The sequence below is a fragment of the Ruegeria sp. BB10 genome (genome assembly GCF_056535725.1).
Map to the genome: position 1 here is coordinate 2,850,997 of NZ_JBQFIW010000001.1, position 16,770 is coordinate 2,867,766.

At 58.9% G+C, this 16,770-nt stretch carries 17 protein-coding genes; 15 read left to right on the forward strand and 2 right to left on the reverse strand.

The window, feature by feature from the left end:
* Window positions 1–59: 59 nt before the first annotated feature.
* Both ACR3EP_RS14720 and ACR3EP_RS14725 read right to left on the reverse strand, forming a co-directional pair.
* Entirely contained in the window at window positions 60–923 is an 864-nt protein-coding gene (locus tag ACR3EP_RS14720; RefSeq protein WP_480638511.1) for an amidohydrolase family protein, read from the reverse strand.
* Window positions 920–1,918, reverse strand: a complete 999-nt coding sequence (locus tag ACR3EP_RS14725; RefSeq protein WP_480638512.1) for an ester cyclase — start codon at window positions 1,916–1,918, stop codon at window positions 920–922. Before ACR3EP_RS14725 ends, ACR3EP_RS14720 begins: the two co-directional genes overlap by 4 nt.
* Window positions 1,919–2,082: 164 nt before the next feature.
* Here ACR3EP_RS14725 and ACR3EP_RS14730 point away from each other — a divergent pair, with 164 nt between their 5' ends.
* The 15 genes from ACR3EP_RS14730 (at window position 2,083) to ACR3EP_RS14800 (ending at window position 16,734) form a co-directional block, all read left to right on the forward strand.
* Entirely contained in the window at window positions 2,083–3,156 is a 1,074-nt protein-coding gene (locus ACR3EP_RS14730; protein WP_170349505.1) for an ABC transporter ATP-binding protein, read from the forward strand.
* Between the two features lie 48 nt (window positions 3,157–3,204).
* On the forward strand, window positions 3,205–4,416 hold the full coding sequence (locus ACR3EP_RS14735; RefSeq protein ID WP_170349504.1) for an ABC transporter substrate-binding protein: 1,212 nt from the start codon (window positions 3,205–3,207) through the stop codon (window positions 4,414–4,416).
* Window positions 4,417–4,483: 67 nt separating this feature from the next.
* The gene (locus ACR3EP_RS14740) at window positions 4,484–5,506 is read left to right on the forward strand and encodes a carbohydrate ABC transporter permease (protein WP_170349503.1); all 1,023 of its coding nucleotides are present in this window, start codon (window positions 4,484–4,486) and stop codon (window positions 5,504–5,506) included.
* A gap of 1 nt (window position 5,507) precedes the next feature.
* Entirely contained in the window at window positions 5,508–6,662 is a 1,155-nt protein-coding gene (locus ACR3EP_RS14745; RefSeq protein WP_170361131.1) for a carbohydrate ABC transporter permease, read from the forward strand.
* 126 nt (window positions 6,663–6,788) lie between these two features.
* Window positions 6,789–7,319 (forward strand): ester cyclase, encoded by a 531-nt coding sequence (locus ACR3EP_RS14750; RefSeq protein ID WP_170515252.1) that lies wholly within the window; start codon window positions 6,789–6,791, stop codon window positions 7,317–7,319.
* Window positions 7,320–7,330: 11 nt separating this feature from the next.
* Entirely contained in the window at window positions 7,331–8,662 is a 1,332-nt protein-coding gene (gene hisD, locus ACR3EP_RS14755) for a histidinol dehydrogenase (protein WP_170349500.1), read from the forward strand.
* Window positions 8,659–9,711 (forward strand): ester cyclase, encoded by a 1,053-nt coding sequence (locus ACR3EP_RS14760; RefSeq protein ID WP_480638513.1) that lies wholly within the window; start codon window positions 8,659–8,661, stop codon window positions 9,709–9,711. The genes hisD and ACR3EP_RS14760 overlap by 4 nt, the downstream gene beginning before the upstream one ends.
* On the forward strand, window positions 9,711–10,475 hold the full coding sequence (locus ACR3EP_RS14765) for an SDR family NAD(P)-dependent oxidoreductase (RefSeq protein WP_480638514.1): 765 nt from the start codon (window positions 9,711–9,713) through the stop codon (window positions 10,473–10,475). The genes ACR3EP_RS14760 and ACR3EP_RS14765 overlap by 1 nt, the downstream gene beginning before the upstream one ends.
* Window positions 10,475–11,518, forward strand: a complete 1,044-nt coding sequence (locus ACR3EP_RS14770; RefSeq protein ID WP_480638515.1) for a LacI family DNA-binding transcriptional regulator — start codon at window positions 10,475–10,477, stop codon at window positions 11,516–11,518. The genes ACR3EP_RS14765 and ACR3EP_RS14770 overlap by 1 nt, the downstream gene beginning before the upstream one ends.
* Window positions 11,515–12,504: a nuclear transport factor 2 family protein gene (locus tag ACR3EP_RS14775; RefSeq protein WP_480638516.1), complete on the forward strand. Its 990-nt coding sequence runs from the start codon at window positions 11,515–11,517 to the stop codon at window positions 12,502–12,504. The genes ACR3EP_RS14770 and ACR3EP_RS14775 overlap by 4 nt, the downstream gene beginning before the upstream one ends.
* 152 nt (window positions 12,505–12,656) lie before the next feature.
* Window positions 12,657–13,616 carry a cupin domain-containing protein gene (locus tag ACR3EP_RS14780; RefSeq protein ID WP_480638517.1) on the forward strand — a complete coding sequence of 320 codons (960 nt, stop codon included), beginning with the start codon at window positions 12,657–12,659 and terminating at the stop codon, window positions 13,614–13,616.
* On the forward strand, window positions 13,613–14,215 hold the full coding sequence (locus ACR3EP_RS14785; protein ID WP_480638518.1) for a class I SAM-dependent DNA methyltransferase: 603 nt from the start codon (window positions 13,613–13,615) through the stop codon (window positions 14,213–14,215). Before ACR3EP_RS14780 ends, ACR3EP_RS14785 begins: the two co-directional genes overlap by 4 nt.
* Window positions 14,216–14,225: 10 nt before the next feature.
* Window positions 14,226–15,350 (forward strand): cobalamin-independent methionine synthase II family protein, encoded by a 1,125-nt coding sequence (locus ACR3EP_RS14790; RefSeq protein ID WP_480638519.1) that lies wholly within the window; start codon window positions 14,226–14,228, stop codon window positions 15,348–15,350.
* Window positions 15,347–16,042 carry an alpha/beta fold hydrolase gene (locus tag ACR3EP_RS14795; RefSeq protein ID WP_170349492.1) on the forward strand — a complete coding sequence of 232 codons (696 nt, stop codon included), beginning with the start codon at window positions 15,347–15,349 and terminating at the stop codon, window positions 16,040–16,042. The genes ACR3EP_RS14790 and ACR3EP_RS14795 overlap by 4 nt, the downstream gene beginning before the upstream one ends.
* On the forward strand, window positions 16,039–16,734 hold the full coding sequence (locus ACR3EP_RS14800; protein ID WP_480638520.1) for an RraA family protein: 696 nt from the start codon (window positions 16,039–16,041) through the stop codon (window positions 16,732–16,734). Before ACR3EP_RS14795 ends, ACR3EP_RS14800 begins: the two co-directional genes overlap by 4 nt.
* Window positions 16,735–16,770 lie beyond the last annotated feature (36 nt).

Sequence of the window (16,770 nt, forward strand, 5' to 3'; positions counted from 1 at the left end):
CGGATGCCGAGCTGAGGCGTCGTTGGAACCCATATGCAGCCGGTTCTGACCCTGATTGCTTAGATGCGATAGAACTGGCGCGCTGTGCCTCCGAAGACAAGATCGTGGTCTTGTTCGGGAACCAGCGCGCCGTACCTTTCAACCAAAACCGCATAGGTGGAAGACAGGCTGTCGACCGGGAAATTCGACCCGAACATGCACCGATGGGGCCCGAATTGGGTCAGGCATGTGTCCACGATGGGCCGCACGCGGTCGGCGCTCCAGTTGTGATCGAACATGCCAAGACCGGACAGTTTGCATGTCACCTGCGGCAGCGCCGAGAGGTGATGCAGCGCTTGCGCCCACCGTTGCAACCCTTGTTCCGACCGGTCATGGGGTGACCCTGCATGGCACAGCGCCACCCGCGTCGCAGGGGCCCGCGCCAGAACGACGGCGGTCTGCTCCATCAATTCAGGCAGCAATTGCAGGTCAAATGACAGTCCGCGGTCGCCCAGTTGTTTCAACCCGTCCAGAAACCTTGGATTGTCCAGCAGGTCGTTTGTGCCGGACAGTTGATCCTCGCCAGGTGCGCGACCGATGATCTGACGCACCCCACGCATAGAGGGCAGGGATTGCAATCGATCCAGTTGCGCGGTTACGTCCTGTGCGGTCAGATCACAAAAGGCAACCTGGACCAGTGGCCAATCGGGATTTTGATCTGCAACAGACTGGACCCAATGCGCCTCGGCCCAGGGATCAGCTGCGCCCACCTGAATATGGACCGAGGCGGAAAACTTTATAGCATCAGCACGGAACTCGGGCAGAAGATAGTTCCGTTGAATAGGGGTGGGGTCACCGAAGAATCGCACCGCGCCTTTTTCCATCAACCACGGATAATGCACCGCGGTCAGGTCCCACAGATGGTGATGCGCATCAATTCTCATGGTGTTTCAATCCCGGTTGTGCGGGCTAGAATATCGACGCCCTGTTGTTTCCAGAAATGCAAAAGATCGATGAAGATCCAGTTTTCGGCCAGCTTGTTACCCGCGCGGCGGTAGATGTCGATCACCCGAAACTCAGCCGCCTTTCCGGTGGCGGGCATCCCCATGAAACCGCCCGTGGGCACGGCGGTGAAATTGGGCCAGCCGAAAAAGCCGCCATAGTGCCCCTCGGCCATGCGGCAGATATGTTGGGTCTTTGAGCGTTCGGTGAAGGCCGCGCGAAACGGGCCGGAATGCTGCTGTGCGTAACGCGCGATTGTGTAGGTGGCACCGATCCCTTCGGGCCCCCACCAGATCATGTCCTCGTGCCAGGTTTGCGCCAGCTCATCCGTCAGGGACAAGCCGCTGTCCCACTGCCCAAGGTCCGAGATCATGGCGTTGATGACCTCCAGCGTCTTGTGACCTTCGTCGGCGGGCTGATCTTCGGTCAGAATGCCGTCATGTGTCATAGGTCCGGGTTGCACCAGATGCGCTGCGGTCTGTGGCGGAAAAGGGTTCTGACCGGCCTGAACCATCAGGTGCGGAATGTCGAAATACATTGCCGTTTCGGAAATCTTGCCATCCGCAACATTGTGAAATTCGCAATACCGCAGAAGGGCCATCTTGCCAGTGGGGCGGATGCCCAGCCATGGCGCGTCGAACAGACCCATGAGGTGCCCCATCGACACCACCCAGACGCCCCCTTCGGTCAAAGAATTTCGTCCCGCGAAAAAGATATCCTGTCGGCGCTGTAGATGGGTCAGACTGTGTTTCAGCGGTTGCCAGAAAATGCGCGCCACCGCGTCAGGGCCTGCGATTTCGTCGAACGGGTGAAATCCGCGCCACACCAGATCCGGTGCGCAATATTGCTTCATGACGGTGGCCAACTCATCCCCATTAGCGCGGTTAAGAGCGTCATGGAAGGACAGGATCAGCTTTTTTTCGGTTTGAAAACTCACGGTGCTTTCCGTTCTTTATCAGTGTTTTGCGGGGTCTATTCCGCGAATTCGACTCGGTGGTTTCGCGTATTTTTGCATACGTATGCAAAAAAGTCTTGCCTGATTTGATATATGCGAATTACTGTTTTGCAAACGTATGCAAACGAATCCTTTCAGGGGGCACCATGGCGGAAATTCAATTGCGCAACGTCGGCAAGCGCTGGGGGTCATTCATTGGGGTCCACAATTTCGACCTGACCATCGCGGATCGCGAATTTCTGGTTCTGCTGGGCCCCTCGGGCTGTGGCAAGACCACCACGATGCGCATGATCGCGGGTCTTGAGGATGTGACCGAGGGTGAAATTCTGGTCGATGGCAAGGTGGTCAACGATCTGGAGCCCAAGGACCGCGATGTGGCGATGGTGTTTCAGAGCTACGCGCTCTATCCCAACATGAACGTCTACGAAAACATCCGCTTTCCTTTGAAAGTGCGCGGCATCGACCCGTCGACCCATGACGACAAGGTGCGTCGGGCCAGCGCGATGGTGGAACTGGACGATTTCTTGCACCGCAAACCCGCCGAATTGTCAGGCGGTCAGCGGCAACGTGTGGCGCTGGCCCGCGCCATCGTACGGGAACCGAACGTGTTCCTGATGGACGAGCCGTTGTCGAACCTGGATGCCAAGCTGCGTGTTTCGACCCGAGCTCAGATTAAGAACCTCAGCCACGAGCTGGCGGTGACAACCATCTACGTGACCCACGACCAGATCGAAGCGATGACGTTGGCCGACCGAGTTGTTGTGATGAAACAAGGCGTGGTGCAGCAGGTCGGCAGCCCGACCGATATTTACGACCGGCCCGCCAATACTTTTGTGGCCAGCTTTATCGGCTCACCGGCGATGAACCTGATGGATGGCGAGGTTTCGGGCGGTGTGTTCCGCGCCGAACATGTAGCGATTCCGGTCGACGCACCGGACGGTCCAATGACATTGGGCTTCCGCGCTGAAGATGCTGGCCTTGCCGAAGGGCAGGGCGAAATCACCGCACCGATCTACACGCTGGAACTGCTGGGCGATGCGACCATGATCTCGGTCCGGGTCGGCGGTGCGCTGGTATCGGTCAAAGCCGACAAAGCCTTCCGCGCCGAGATTGGAGATCCCGTCTCGTTCTCGGTGCCCAAAGAAATCTGTCACCTCTTCGAAGCTGGAAGCGGTGCGCGGATCGGGGAACAACCCCACGAACAGCCCATACGGGCTTAACACCGGTCCGGACGTCGACGACGGACCGATCCTGACAGGGAGAAACGCATGAAACTCAAGACGATCCTCATGGCAGGTGCCATGTCCATCGCGGCAAGTGGCACATGGGCTGCCTGTTCGTTTGAAAATGACGTACCGCTCAAATCGCTCTCGGCTGGTTTCGAGGCCTGGAAGGCCGTCACTGATGCGATGGCCGAATGCGGCAATTTCAATGCCTCGCTGGACCAGGAATTCCGCGAGAAACAGCCTGAGGCTTTTGCCGCCAGCCCGTCGCTCTATCAGATCGGTGGGGTGTCAAACACGACACTGATCCCGTTGCTGAATGCAGGCACGATCCGTCCGCTGGACGATCTGGTCGAGAAATACGGACAGAACCTGCTGCCAAACCAGCTGATCAAGGTGGATGGCAAGACCATGGCGATTGCCATGATGGTGAACGCACAGCACATGATGTACCGCAACGACGTTCTGGCCGACCTGGGTATTGCCGAGCCCGCAACCTATGATGACGTTCTGGCCGCTGCCGCCAAGATCAAAGATGCGGGTGTTATGGAATACCCGATCGGCGGCACCTTCAAGACCGGTTGGAACCTCGGCCAGGAATTCATCAACATGTATATGGGTGAAGGCGGCTCTTTCTTTGGCGACGGCAATATGCCTGCGATCAATAACGAGCAGGGCGTTAAGGCGTTGGAAACCCTGAAGGCCATGACCGATTACATGGATCCAGAATATCTGGTCTCGGATTCAACTTACGTTCAGCAGCAGTTCCAGCAGGGCAAGATTGCCATGGCAAACCTGTGGGCCAGCCGCGCCGCTGCAATGAACGACGAAGCCGAAAGCCAGGTGGTGGGTAAGGTTACTATGTCGGCGGCTCCGATGGGCTCTGCTGCACCGGCCACTACGATCTGGTGGGACGGTTTCGTTCTGGCCTCGAACATGAGCGACGAAGAGGCCGACGCCGCCTTCCGCGTCATGCTTGAAGGCATGGATGAGGAAATGGTCAGTGCCAACAATGACGCTGCCGTCTGGCTGAACCCGGCCTACAAGGCAGGTGAACTGGCCGCCGGTGCGGCTGCATCCGCCCAAGCCGGGGCCAAGGCATACCCGGCTTCGGGCCCGATGGGCATCATGCACACCGCCTTGGGCAACGGTCTGGCTGATTTCATGACCGGCGCCAAGGACGCGCAAACCACACTGGCCGATATCGAGGCGGATTACATCACCGCCGCCAAAGAAGCCGGTTTGATCAACAACTGATCCTCCCGCGGGAGGGCCTCGGTCCTCCTGCACTCTTCCCTTTGAGAACCATGAGAAAGGCAGAGCCATGAATTTCCGGACATTTGCCGCCTTTGTTGGCCCCTCTGTCTTTATGATGCTTCTCTTTATCGCGTTCCCGCTGATCAGCGTGTTCAAGCAGAGTTTCTATGTCACCCAACCGATCTATGAGACGGTTGAAGTTGAAACCTGCACCCCCGGCTTTCTGACCCAGACCTGTGTGACTGAGACGGTTTCGCAACCCCAACTCGACGAAGAGGGTAAGGTCATCATGCAGACCCAGTATGTCGGGCTGGAAAGCTACCGCAACGTGCTGGAACCTGAACGTGCCTGGCGCGCGATCAGCGAGGGCAGCTGGAATGTGTTGTCCACCATCAACTTCTGGAAAGCGCTGCGGTTCACGCTGACTTTCACGCTGATCACCCTGCCGCTGGTCATCGTCTGCGGGCTGGGGATCGCCGTTTTGATCAACAATGCCGCGCAGGCGATAAAAGGGCCGGTTATCTTTATTTCGCTGTTGCCCTTCATCATTACCCCGGTGATCGGGGTGCTGTCGGTCAACTGGCTGTTTCGCGGCGACGGTATTCTGACGGCGCTGCTGGAGTGGTGGTTGAACCGCGATATCGCGCTGTTTGCGCAGGCCTGGACAATTGAGGTGCTGATGATGCTGTACCGCGTCTGGCACGTCGCCCCCTTTGCCGCCATCGTGTTTTACGCCGGTTTGCAAACGGTCAATCAGGACAGTCTGGAAAGTGCTGTGATTGACGGCGCAACCCGGTGGCAGCGGATGAAATACATCGTCATCCCGCATCTGATGCCGCTGATCATCTTTGTGTCGATGATCCACCTGATGGACAGCTATCGGGTGTTCGAAGAGATCGTCGGTTTCGCAAGTCAGGGCTATGTCATCTCGTTGCAGTGGTTGACCTATGACTTCCTGGTGCCTGATCAGGCGGGCAACCGTTCGATCAGCCGGGCCTCGGCCAGCGCCATGCTGACCATGATCGGCATTGCCATCCTTCTTATCTTCCCGCTGCGCCGGACATGGCGCGATCACAAAGGAGGTCACTGACATGTCCTCGCGCGCGCTTCGCCAACCGCTCAGCCTGCGGCTGACTTCAAACATCTTCCTGGCCTTCTGGTGCATCGTCGCCATCTTCCCGATCTTCTGGATCACGGTGATGAGCTTCAAATCCCCGGTCGACGCCTTTGACGGTAATGCCCTGAACGTGATCTTCGGGCCGGCGACGCTGGCCAATGGCAAAGGGATTTCGCTGCTGGATATCATTCTGGGGATCGGGGTGATCTGGGGCACGATTGCTCTGGTGACCAAAAAGATGCCTGGGATGATCAAAGCCTATTCCAAAGAAGGTCAGGAGTGGTTTGGCTGGGTGATTGGCATTCTGGCCGCCGTGGTGGCCTTTCTGATCGTATTCTTCGTGATCCTGCCTGCCATTCTGGGCATACTGAACCCGCTCTTTGGCCCTCTGGGGCGGGACATATTGGGGCTGACGACCGAACACTATAAAACCGTTTGGATCGACCGGGGGTTTTCGAACAACTTCAAGAACTCGCTTATCGTAACCACGGGGGTTGTTGTTCTGTCGCTGTCGGTCGGGACACTGGCGGGTTACGGGCTGGCGCGGTCGGGTTCGACTCTGGCGTTCTGGCTGCTGATCGTCGCGCTGATCTTCCGCGCGCTGCCGCCCTCGGCGCTGGTGGCCAGCTATCTGCCGGTATTCATCAGCTCATCCGAATGGTTGGCGCCGATCCTGGGGGAAAACGCACCGACGCTGTACGGCAAGCCTTTCGCGGTGATTGCGGTGCTGGTGGCGATCAACCAGCCTTTCACGATCTGGATGCTGCGGTCATTCTTCCAGAATATCCCAGCCGAACTGGATGAGGCCGCGCGCGTTGATGGCTGCAATCACTTCCAGGCGTTCCGCCGCGTGATCATGCCGGTGATGTGGCCGGGGGTGATCACCACCGGGCTGTTCAGCTTTCTGCTGGCGTATAACGACATCCTCGTCACGTCGCTGCTGCTGGATGCGCAGAACCAGACCATGGTTCCCGCCATTGTCGGCATGTTCAACCGCGAGACCACGACAACCGACCAGGTGGTCGCCGTGGCTGCCGCCGTATCGATCACCGCGCCGCTGATCTTTCTTGTTCTGATCTTCCAGCGCCAGATCGTCAGCGGTCTAACCGCCGGAGCGGTGAAAGGGTAATGAGCAAGAACGCACGCCATAACGCCCTGTCGCGCCACCCGGCGCTGAACAGGATGCCCAGGGATTTTCTGAGCATTGGGGTTTCTTGACCCAATCCCTCCCTCGGCAACCTGAAAGGATAGAAAGATGAAAGGTTCCCGCCCCGAACAAGCGGTTCTAACCCGCGACACGGACCTGGACAAAACCGAAGACACGCGCCGCGTGATCGAAACCATGGTCGATGGCCTGAATGACCACCGCATTGATGACATTGGCGAATTCTTTGCTCAGGGCTTTCGCTGGATGGGCAATCAGGGTTGTGGCACCAAGACTGGTCTGAAAGAGTTTCAGGACAACTGGCAGCGCCCGTTTCAGGCCGCGTTCTCGGACAAGACCTGCATTGATGAGGCCCGCCTGTATATGGGCGAATGGGCCGCAGCGTTTGGCCGCCAAGAGGCGACCCATTCCGGTGAGTTTCTGGGCATCGCCCCCACCGGCAAACGGGTCGAGATCCGGTACATGGATTTCTGGAAAGTGGTCGATGGCAAGATCGTCGACAACTGGGTGAACGTCGATTTCGCACATGTCGCGGCGCAGCTGGGTGTCGATCTGTTCAACGGGGAAGGCTGGGAAGCTTTTGACCGGGGTGAAAAAGTAGCGCCCCGGCCGGAAAACTGAGGATTGGAAACATGACAATCGAGTATCTCAAACGCGGTAAATCTGATGCTGACCGGGCCGAAGATGACGCCAAAACCCGCGCTGTGGTCGAAGCGACCCTGAAAGACATCGAAACCCGTGGCGATGTGGCCGTGCGCGAGCTGAGCGAAAAGTTCGACAATTATTCGCCCCCGTCGTTCCGCCTGTCTCAGCAGGACATTGACGACCTCATCGGGCAACTGACCGACCGTGAACTGGCCGATATCAAATTCGCGCAGGAACAGGTGCGCAACTTTGCGCAAGCGCAGCGCGATTCCATGGTGGATATCGAGGTCGAAACCCTGCCCGGCGTCATTCTGGGCCACAAGAACATCCCCGTGCAGTCGGTGGGATGCTATGTGCCCGGTGGCAAATTCCCGATGGTCGCCTCGGCGCATATGTCGGTGGCGACGGCTTCGGTGGCGGGCGTGCCGCGCATCATCGCCTGTACACCTCCGTTCAATGGCAAGCCGAACGCAGCGGTGATTGCCGCGATGCATCTCGGCGGCGCCCATGAAATCTATGTCATGGGCGGCATTCAGGCCATCGGCGCGATGGCGCTGGGCACCGAAACGATTGACCCCGTGCATATGCTGGTCGGCCCGGGCAACGCCTTTGTAGCCGAAGCCAAGCGGCAACTGTTCGGTCGTGTCGGCATTGACCTGTTCGCTGGCCCGACCGAGACCATGGTCATCGCCGACGAAACAGCCGCCGATGCCGAGCTGTGCGCGACCGATCTGCTAGGGCAAGCGGAACACGGCTATAACAGCCCCTGCGTGTTGCTGACCAATTCTCGCAAACTGGCCGAGGACACGATGGCCGAGGTCGACCGTCTGCTGGGTATCCTACCCACGGCAGGTACCGCGAAAGTGTCGTGGGACGAATATGGCGAAGTGATCGTTTGCGACACCTATGATGAGATGTTGCAAGTCGCTGATGACATCGCGTCCGAACATGTGCAGGTGATGACGGACCGGGATGATTGGTTCCTTGAGAACATGACCTGCTATGGCGCGCTGTTCCTTGGTCCGCGCACCAATGTCTCGAACGGAGATAAGGTGATCGGCACGAACCATACTTTGCCGACGAAGAAAGCCGGGCGCTATACCGGTGGTCTTTGGGTGGGTAAGTATCTGAAAACGCATAGCTATCAAAAGGTTCTGACCGACGAGGCGGCGACGTTGATTGGCGAATATGGGTCGCGCCTGTGCATGCTGGAGGGGTTTGTGGGCCATGCTGAACAGTGCAACGTGCGGGTGCGCCGCTATGGCGGTATCAACGTGCCTTACGGCAAGCCCGCACCGTATCGGGATGCCGCTGAATGAGCGACAAGCACACACAGCATAAGGCCCTGATCGCTTTGCTCAGGGCCGCGATGTATGACTTTTCCGAAGCCGGCGTCCGCAAGGCGCTGGCTGAGGTCACGACATCGGATGCAGTGTTCCACCTATGCCATCCCTTTGGTGACAGTATCGGCAGCGATGCATATTACGACTGCGCCTATAAGGACCTGCTGGACGCATGGCCCGATCTGGAGCGTCGCGACTATATCGTCATGGCCGGGCCGGACGAAAACGGCGCGGACTGGGTCGGGTGCGGGGGGTATTACACCGGTACCTTCACTGGGCCTTGGCTGGATATCCCACCGACGGGCCATCAGGTCACCATGCGGTTCCACGAATTCTATCGTTTCGTGGACGGACAGGTCGTCGAGGTTCAGGCGCTCTGGGACATCCCTGAGGTGATGATGCAGGCCAACGCCTGGCCGATGGCCCCCAGCCTTGGCCGTGAATGGCATGTGCCCGGACCAGCCACTCAGGACGGGTTCGTGCCCGGACCTTACGATGCGGCCAAGGGCAAGGCGACGTGCCAACACATTATCGACATGCTGGAACACTTGAAAAAACACCCGTCACAAGGTGGCCCCGATGTGATGGAGATGGAGCGGTTCTGGCATCCACGCATGAACTGGTACGGGCCTTCGGGCATAGGCACCGGGCGCGGTTACGCAGGGTTTCGCAACTGGCATCAGATTCCGTTCCTGAACGGCATGCCGGATCGCGGGCAGTATGTGGACGACATCACCTATCATTTCTTTGGTGATGGCGAGTATGCGGCTGTGACCGGCTGGCCGAACATGATCCAGACGGTTACCCATGACGGATGGATGGGGATTGCGCCCTCGGGCAAGAAAATCGCCATGTGCAGTCTGGATTTCTGGCGATTGGAAAACGGGCGCATACGCGAAAACTGGGTGCTGGTCGATCTTCTGGATGCCTACCGCCAGCTTGGCGTTGACGTTTTCGCCCGTCTGCGTGAATTCAACAAGGCCCGGAATCTGGGCCGTATTGAAACGCCTGATGGAATGAGCTGATGACTGACCTGCCCCGCACCCCTTCGTTTTCGCTGAACGGCAAAACCGCCCTTGTGACCGGCGCGTCCTCGGGTATTGGACAGGGCTGTGCCGTGGCCTTGGCCGAGGCCGGGGCGCATGTGGTCTGCGCCGCGCGTGGGGCAGACCGGCTGGCTGAAACCGTCGCGGCGTTGCAGGCGCAGGGCTGGTCGGCCGAAGCTGTGGTTGTGGATCAGGGCGATTTGAATGCCCTGCAGCAGCTGTTTGATGGGCGCGTCTTTGACGTCGTGGTGAATTCCGCCGGAACCGCGCGCCACAGCGCGGCGATCGACACCACGCCCGAGGATTTCGATGCGGTCACGGATGTAAATCTGCGGTCGGCTTATTTCCTGTCGGCCTATGCGGCCAAGGCATTGATTGCGACGGGCAGGCCGGGCTCGATAATCCATATCTCAAGCCAGATGGGCCATGTCGGCGGGGTCGATCGGGCGCTGTATTGTGCCACCAAGCACGGGCTTGAGGGTATGGTCAAAGCCATGGCAATCGAATGGGGAAAGCAGCGCATCCGCATCAACACGGTCTGCCCGACCTTCATTCGCACACCCTTGACGCAAGCCACCTTCGATGACCCCGAGCGCGCCGCCTGGATCATGGAGAAGATCAAGCTGGACCGTGTCGGTGAAGTCGAAGACATCATGGGCGCGGTGACCTATCTGGCCTCGGACGCCTCGGCTTTGGTGACCGGAACTTCGATGTTGATTGACGGGGGGTGGACAGCGGATTGATGGCAGAAAAAGTCACATCCCTTCAGGTTGCGCAACTGGCAGGCGTCAGTCAGTCGGCGGTTAGCCGGGTGTTCACGCCGGGTGCCTCGGTCAGCAAAAAGACTGAAGAAAAGGTGCGCAAGGCGGCGGCAGAGCTGGGGTATCGACCCAATGTTCTGGCGCGCGCAATGGTGTCGGGCAAAAGCCGTATCATCGGTCTGGTGGTCGCCTATCTGGACAACTACTTCTATCCCGAAGCGCTTGAGAAACTGTCCAACGCCCTGCAAGAACAGGGGTATCACGTGCTGATCTTCATGGCCTCTCGCACGGCGGGTAACATTGATGACGTGATGGAGGAAATCCTCGACTATCAGGTGGATGGCGTTGTTTTGGCCTCGGTTGCGATGTCGTCAGATATTGCAACGCGCTGTCAGCAGGCGGGTGTACCCGTGGTGCTGTTCAACCGAAGTCAGGACCTGGACGGGATCACGTCGGTCACGTCTGACAATTATGCCGGTGGCCGCAAGGTGGCCGAGTTCCTGGTTGCCGCTGGCCACAGTCGCATTGCTTATATCGCGGGTTGGCAGGGCGCCTCGACCCAGCGTGACCGCGAGGCCGGGTTCCGGGCGGCATTGGCTGAGGCCGGTGAGACCGTGTTTGCCCATGGTGTGGGCGAGTTTCACACCGAAAATGCCCGGACTGCCGCTCGTCGCATGTTTGATGTTGCACCGGATGACAGGCCTGATGCCGTGTTCGTGGCAAATGACCATATGGCGCTGGCCGTCATGGATGTCATCCGCTTTGAGCTTGGTCTGCGTGTGCCCGAAGATGTCTCGGTGGTCGGGTACGATGATGTCCCGCAGGCTGGGTGGCTTGCCTATAACCTCACGACGATCCGACAGCGGGCCAATCTGATGGTTTCTGAAACCGTAGAAGCGCTTTTGGATCATATCGAAAACCCGGCAGCTGCCGCGGCGCGCAAGGTGGCCATAGACGGGCCGCTGATTGTACGTACCTCGGCCCGGTTGCCAAAAGGGTGGACCCCACAAAGGACAGACATATGAAAGGCTTCGATCCGAAGTTTCGGGATTTTCCCGACTATATTATCGGTATCACCAAGGAAATTTGGGAAGACCGGGGCATCGCCACGCTGCATGACTATTACAGCAAGGATATCGTCGTGCGCTCGCCCGGGTCCGTTGTTCTGGGTAATCAGAACGTCATCGGCGCCACCATGGCAACACTGGCTGAGTTTCCGGATCGGCAGCTGTTGGGCGAGGATGTGATCTGGTCCGGCACGCCGGAAGAGGGGATGTTAAGTTCGCACCGGATCATCTCGACCGCGACGCATTTGGCCGAAGGGGTGTATGGCAAGCCGAGCGGCACAAAGCTGCGCTATCGGATTCTGGCCGACTGTCACGCCAAAGATAATCAGATCGACGATGAATGGTTGATCCGCGATCAGGGTGCCATCGTCCGGCAGATGGGCTGGGACCCCAAGGAATACGCTGCTGACCTGATCGCGCGCGAGGGCGGGCCAGAGAACTGCGTCAAACCGCTGACGCCAGAAACCGACCAGCCCGGCCCTTATAAAGGCAAGGGCAATGACAATGAATGGGGTCAGCGCTATGCCTATATCCTGACCAAGATCATGAATGCCGATATGGGCGTGATCGAGGCCGAGTATGACCGCGCCGTGCAATCAGAATATGTCGGCGGTGTCACTGGCCATGGCTGGGATGCGGTGGATCGGTTCTGGATGGGTCTGCGGGCCAGCTTCCCCAATGCGGAATTCAAGGTTGAACACCAGATTGGTCGCGATGATCCGAACATGCCGCCCCGTGCTGCCGTGCGCTGGAGCCTGTGGGGTAAACATGATGGCTGGGGTGCATTTGGCGCCCCAACCGGCGCGCAAGTCTATGTTCTGGGCATCAGCCATGCTGAGTTTGGTGCGCTGATCGGCGGTCAGCCACAGCTGCGGCGCGAGTACACGCTGTTCGACGAAACTTCGGTCTGGAAACAGATCCTGCTGCAGGGTGGAGAGGGCTAGGTGACCGCGATGGCCTCATCCCTGAACGCCAGCCAGACAGCACGGCGCTATCATACCCATCGTGCGTCGCTGCGCGCACGGCGTCTGAACAATCGGCCTCCCGGGGGCGGGAATTGATCCCATCTTTCCCCCAAATCCAAGGAGACACCGTCATGAGTACCATTCAACAACGCATCGTCCGTTATGGCGAGCTGCAACCCTGTAAAACCGCCTTTATCGACGCTCACACTCCGGGCAGCGATCAGAAAGAGAACTTTACCATCATCGGTGGCGGCGTGTCGGAATCGCCCGATCAGCACGTCCACATCACCGACAAGATCGGCTTTAACATCGGCGCGGCGGGTCAGCCGCCGAAATGCCGAAACTCGCTGCACAGCCACACCACGGCCGAGGTGTTTTTTGTCGCGAAAGGCCGCTGGCGGTTCTTCTGGGGACGCTATGGCACGGCCGGAGAATTCATTGCCGAAGAGGGGGATATCTTCAACATTCCCACCGGTATCTTCCGCGGGTTCGAGAATGTCGGTCAAGACTACGGCATGATCATGTCGATCCTCGGTGGCGATGATGCCGGTGGCGGTGTCACATGGGCCCCGCAGGTGATCGAGGACGCACAGGCGCATGGTCTGATGCTGGGCGACAACGGTGTGCTTTATGACAGCAAAAAGGGTCAGGAACTGCCCCACAATGTCCGGCCGATGCCCTTGTTGAACGAAGCAGAGTTGCAAGCCTATCCAGAGGTGCCGGTCGACGCGGTGATCGGCAAATACGTCGCCCGCTATTGGGACCTGATGGCGCTGGCGGCGGACAAACCCGCGCTGGTGATCGGTGAGACCGGCATCATCAAGGATAAACCGGGTTTCGAAGTTGATTTCCTGACCCGTGGCTCGGCCGTCAACGATCCGGTCAAAGCCGAAAGGCCTGTGGTTCTGATGCCGGCAAGCGGCCATTGGCGCATTACCGTGGATGGCTATTCCACCACCTTGTCCAACGGCGATACTGCGGTTGTCATGCCCGGCGAAACCTACACGATCGCGCCGTCAATGACCGGGCAGGCAGGCTTGTACCGCATCACGGCCACCGACGATCCCGCCGGTGCGACCTGGGTCGGATGACCGTCGATCCGGACGATACCCATGCCGTTTACGAACGGCAGGCCAGGGCCTATGACGCGCAACGCTCGAAGGCCCTGTTCGAAGCGCGCTGGCTGGCGCGCTTCACCGCCAGCCTGAAACCCGGCGATCATGTGCTGGATCTGGGTTGCGGAACTGGTGAGCCCATCGCCCGCTGGTTCAAGGCCGAAGGGTTCACCGTCACCGGCGTCGATTTTTCCGAAGCCATGCTTGAGATAGCCCGCGACCGCTGGACCGATGGCGATTGGTTGCAGGCAGACATGCGGGACTTCGAACTGGATCAGAGATTTGATGGCATTATCGCCTGGAACAGCTTTTTCCACCTGACGGCTGACGAACAGACAGACTGCATCGCCCGGATGGCCCGCCATCTGCGCAAGGGCGGAATGTTGATGCTGACCGTTGGCCCCAGCGCAGGTGAGGAACAGGGAACTGTTGGCGGCGAACCCGTGTATCACGCCTCTCTCTCACCCGCCGGTTACGCCACCTGCCTTGAAGAAAACGGGATGATCATGACAGGGTTTTTGGCCAAGGACCCGGAAACCCAAAGCCATACTGTGCTGATGGCACGCAAGAATTAACGGAGGTTCCATGACCGTAAAGACAACACATGTCGGATCCTTGCCACGAACTCAGGACGTGGTGGATTTCATTTTTGCGCGCGAGCGGGAGGAACCCTTTGACCCCGCCGCATTTGACGCCTGCATGACTAACGCCGTGGCCGAGACCGTGCGCAAGCAGATCGAGGCCGGTGTGGATATTGTCAGCGATGGCGAGACCTCAAAGATTTCTTATGCCACCTATGTCAAGGACCGTTACACCGGGTTTTCGGGCGATAGCCCGCGCAATGCGCCCGCCGATCTGAAGATGTTCCCCGGTTTTCTGCAACGGCTGGCTGATGATGGCGGTACGCCCCAATACGCGCGGCCTCAATGTACCGGCGAGGTGCGGTCGAAAGGGCAGGGTGAGCTTGAGAAGGACATCGCCAACCTCAAGGCTGCGATGGCGCAGCACGGGGCCGGGCAGGGCTTTATGAATGCCGCCTCACCAGGGGTCATCTCGCTGTTTCTGCAGAACGATTTCTACCCCACGCGTGAGGCTTATCTGGCCGCGCTGGCCGATGCGATGAAGGAGGAATACGAAACCATCGTGGCCGCCGGGTTGGATTTGCAGCTGGATTGCCCTGATCTGGCCCTGTCGCGGCACATGCTGTTCACCGACCTGACCGATGAAGAGTTCGTCAAGATCGCCGACATGCATGTCGAGGCCCTGAACCACGCGCTGCAGAATGTTCCGCAGGACCGGGTGCGGGTGCATATCTGCTGGGGCAATTACGAAGGGCCACATTGTTGTGACATCGCCATGGATAAGGTGTTCAGCACTCTGATGGCGACCAAATCCCGCTACGTGCTGTTTGAAACCTCGAACCCGCGCCACGCCCATGAATGGACCGTGTTCCGCGACCGTAATTCCGAGATTCCGGACGACAAGGTTCTGGTTCCCGGTGTGGTCGACACCACCACCAATTTTGTCGAACACCCTGAATTAGTGGCGCAGCGGATCACGCGGTTTACCAATATCGTCGGTGCCGATCGGGTGATCGCAGGCAGCGATTGTGGGTTTGGCACCTTTGCAGGCTTTGGCGCGGTGGATCCCGATATTGCCTATGCCAAGCTGACGGCATTGTCCGAGGGTGCAAAACTGGCCTCGGCATGACACCGCTGGTTCTTTTGCCCGGTATGATGTGTGATGCTCGGTTGTTCCAGCCGCAGATCGCTGCGTTGTCCGGGTCACGGCCGCTGATGACCTTCCCGCTGGTGACGCAGGACAGTGTTCAGGAGATGGCAGCCGAAATCTTGTCAAACGCACCGTCGGTCTTTGCGCTGGCCGGCCTGTCGATGGGCGGCATCGTTGCGATGGAGGTGGTGCGGGAAGCCCCGGATCGCGTTGAACGGTTGGCGTTGATGGACACCAATCCGTTGGCCGAAAAGCCCGATGTCAAAGCCCGGCGTGGGCCGCAGATGAAGGCCGTTCAGGAAGGTCAGTTGCGGCAGGTGATGCGCGACGAGATGAAGCCCAATTACTTGGCCGACGGTCCGCATCAGGGGGCCATTCTGGACCTATGCATGGCGATGGCCGTTGATCTGGGTCCGGACGTATTCCTTCGCCAATCCCGCGCTTTGATGGATCGCCCGGACCAGACCGAAACACTGGCCGTCTACACGGGTCCCTCACTGGTGATGTGTGGGCGCGAGGATGGCCTGTGCCCGGTCGAGCGACACCAGTTGATGCACGACCTTCTGCCCAACAGCACGTTACAAATCATCGAAGAAGCCGGGCACCTGCCCACTCTGGAACAACCCAATGACACAACAGCGGCCCTGATCCGCTGGCTGGAGGCCCCATGACACCTTCCCTTCTGACCCTGTTGCGCAAGGTTGACACCCCCACCGTCTGCAACGCCATCGAGGTGGCGCAGGGCAAGCGCGGATTTGACGGCTTCTCGCGCGGCACCATGCTGTGTTCGGCCCCGTCGGAACCTGCGATCGTGGGCTACGCCCGTACGGCAAAGATCGCCGCTGTGCAGCCTCCGTCCGAGGCGCCCGAGGTCATCAGGGAACGCCGGATGGACTATTACAAATACATGGCCGAAGGTCCCGCACCCTCGGTTGCGGTGATCGAGGATGTCGATTTCCCCAACTGTATCGGTGCCTATTGGGGTGAGATCAACACCACCGTACACAAGGGGTTCGGCATGTCCGGCGCGCTGACGAACGGCGTTATGCGCGACCTTGGCGATCTGCCACAGGGGTTCCCGGTGGTTGCCGGATCGGTCGGGCCCAGCCACGGTTTCGTCCACGTGCGCGCGGTCGATACGCCGGTCTCGATCTTTGGTCTTTCGGTCAATCCCGGTGATCTGATCCATGCCGATCAGCACGGAGCGCTGGTGATACCAGAAGATGTTGTTGACCAACTAAAGGGCGCAATCCAGAAATTGCTGTCCACCGAGCGCATCGTCCTCGACGCTGCCACACAGCCGGGGTTTGATTTCAATGCGTTTCATTCCGCTTGGGAAAAGTTCGAAAAATCCCGGGTCTGACAGGGTAAGACTGACCGGTTCAAACGGACGGGTCTG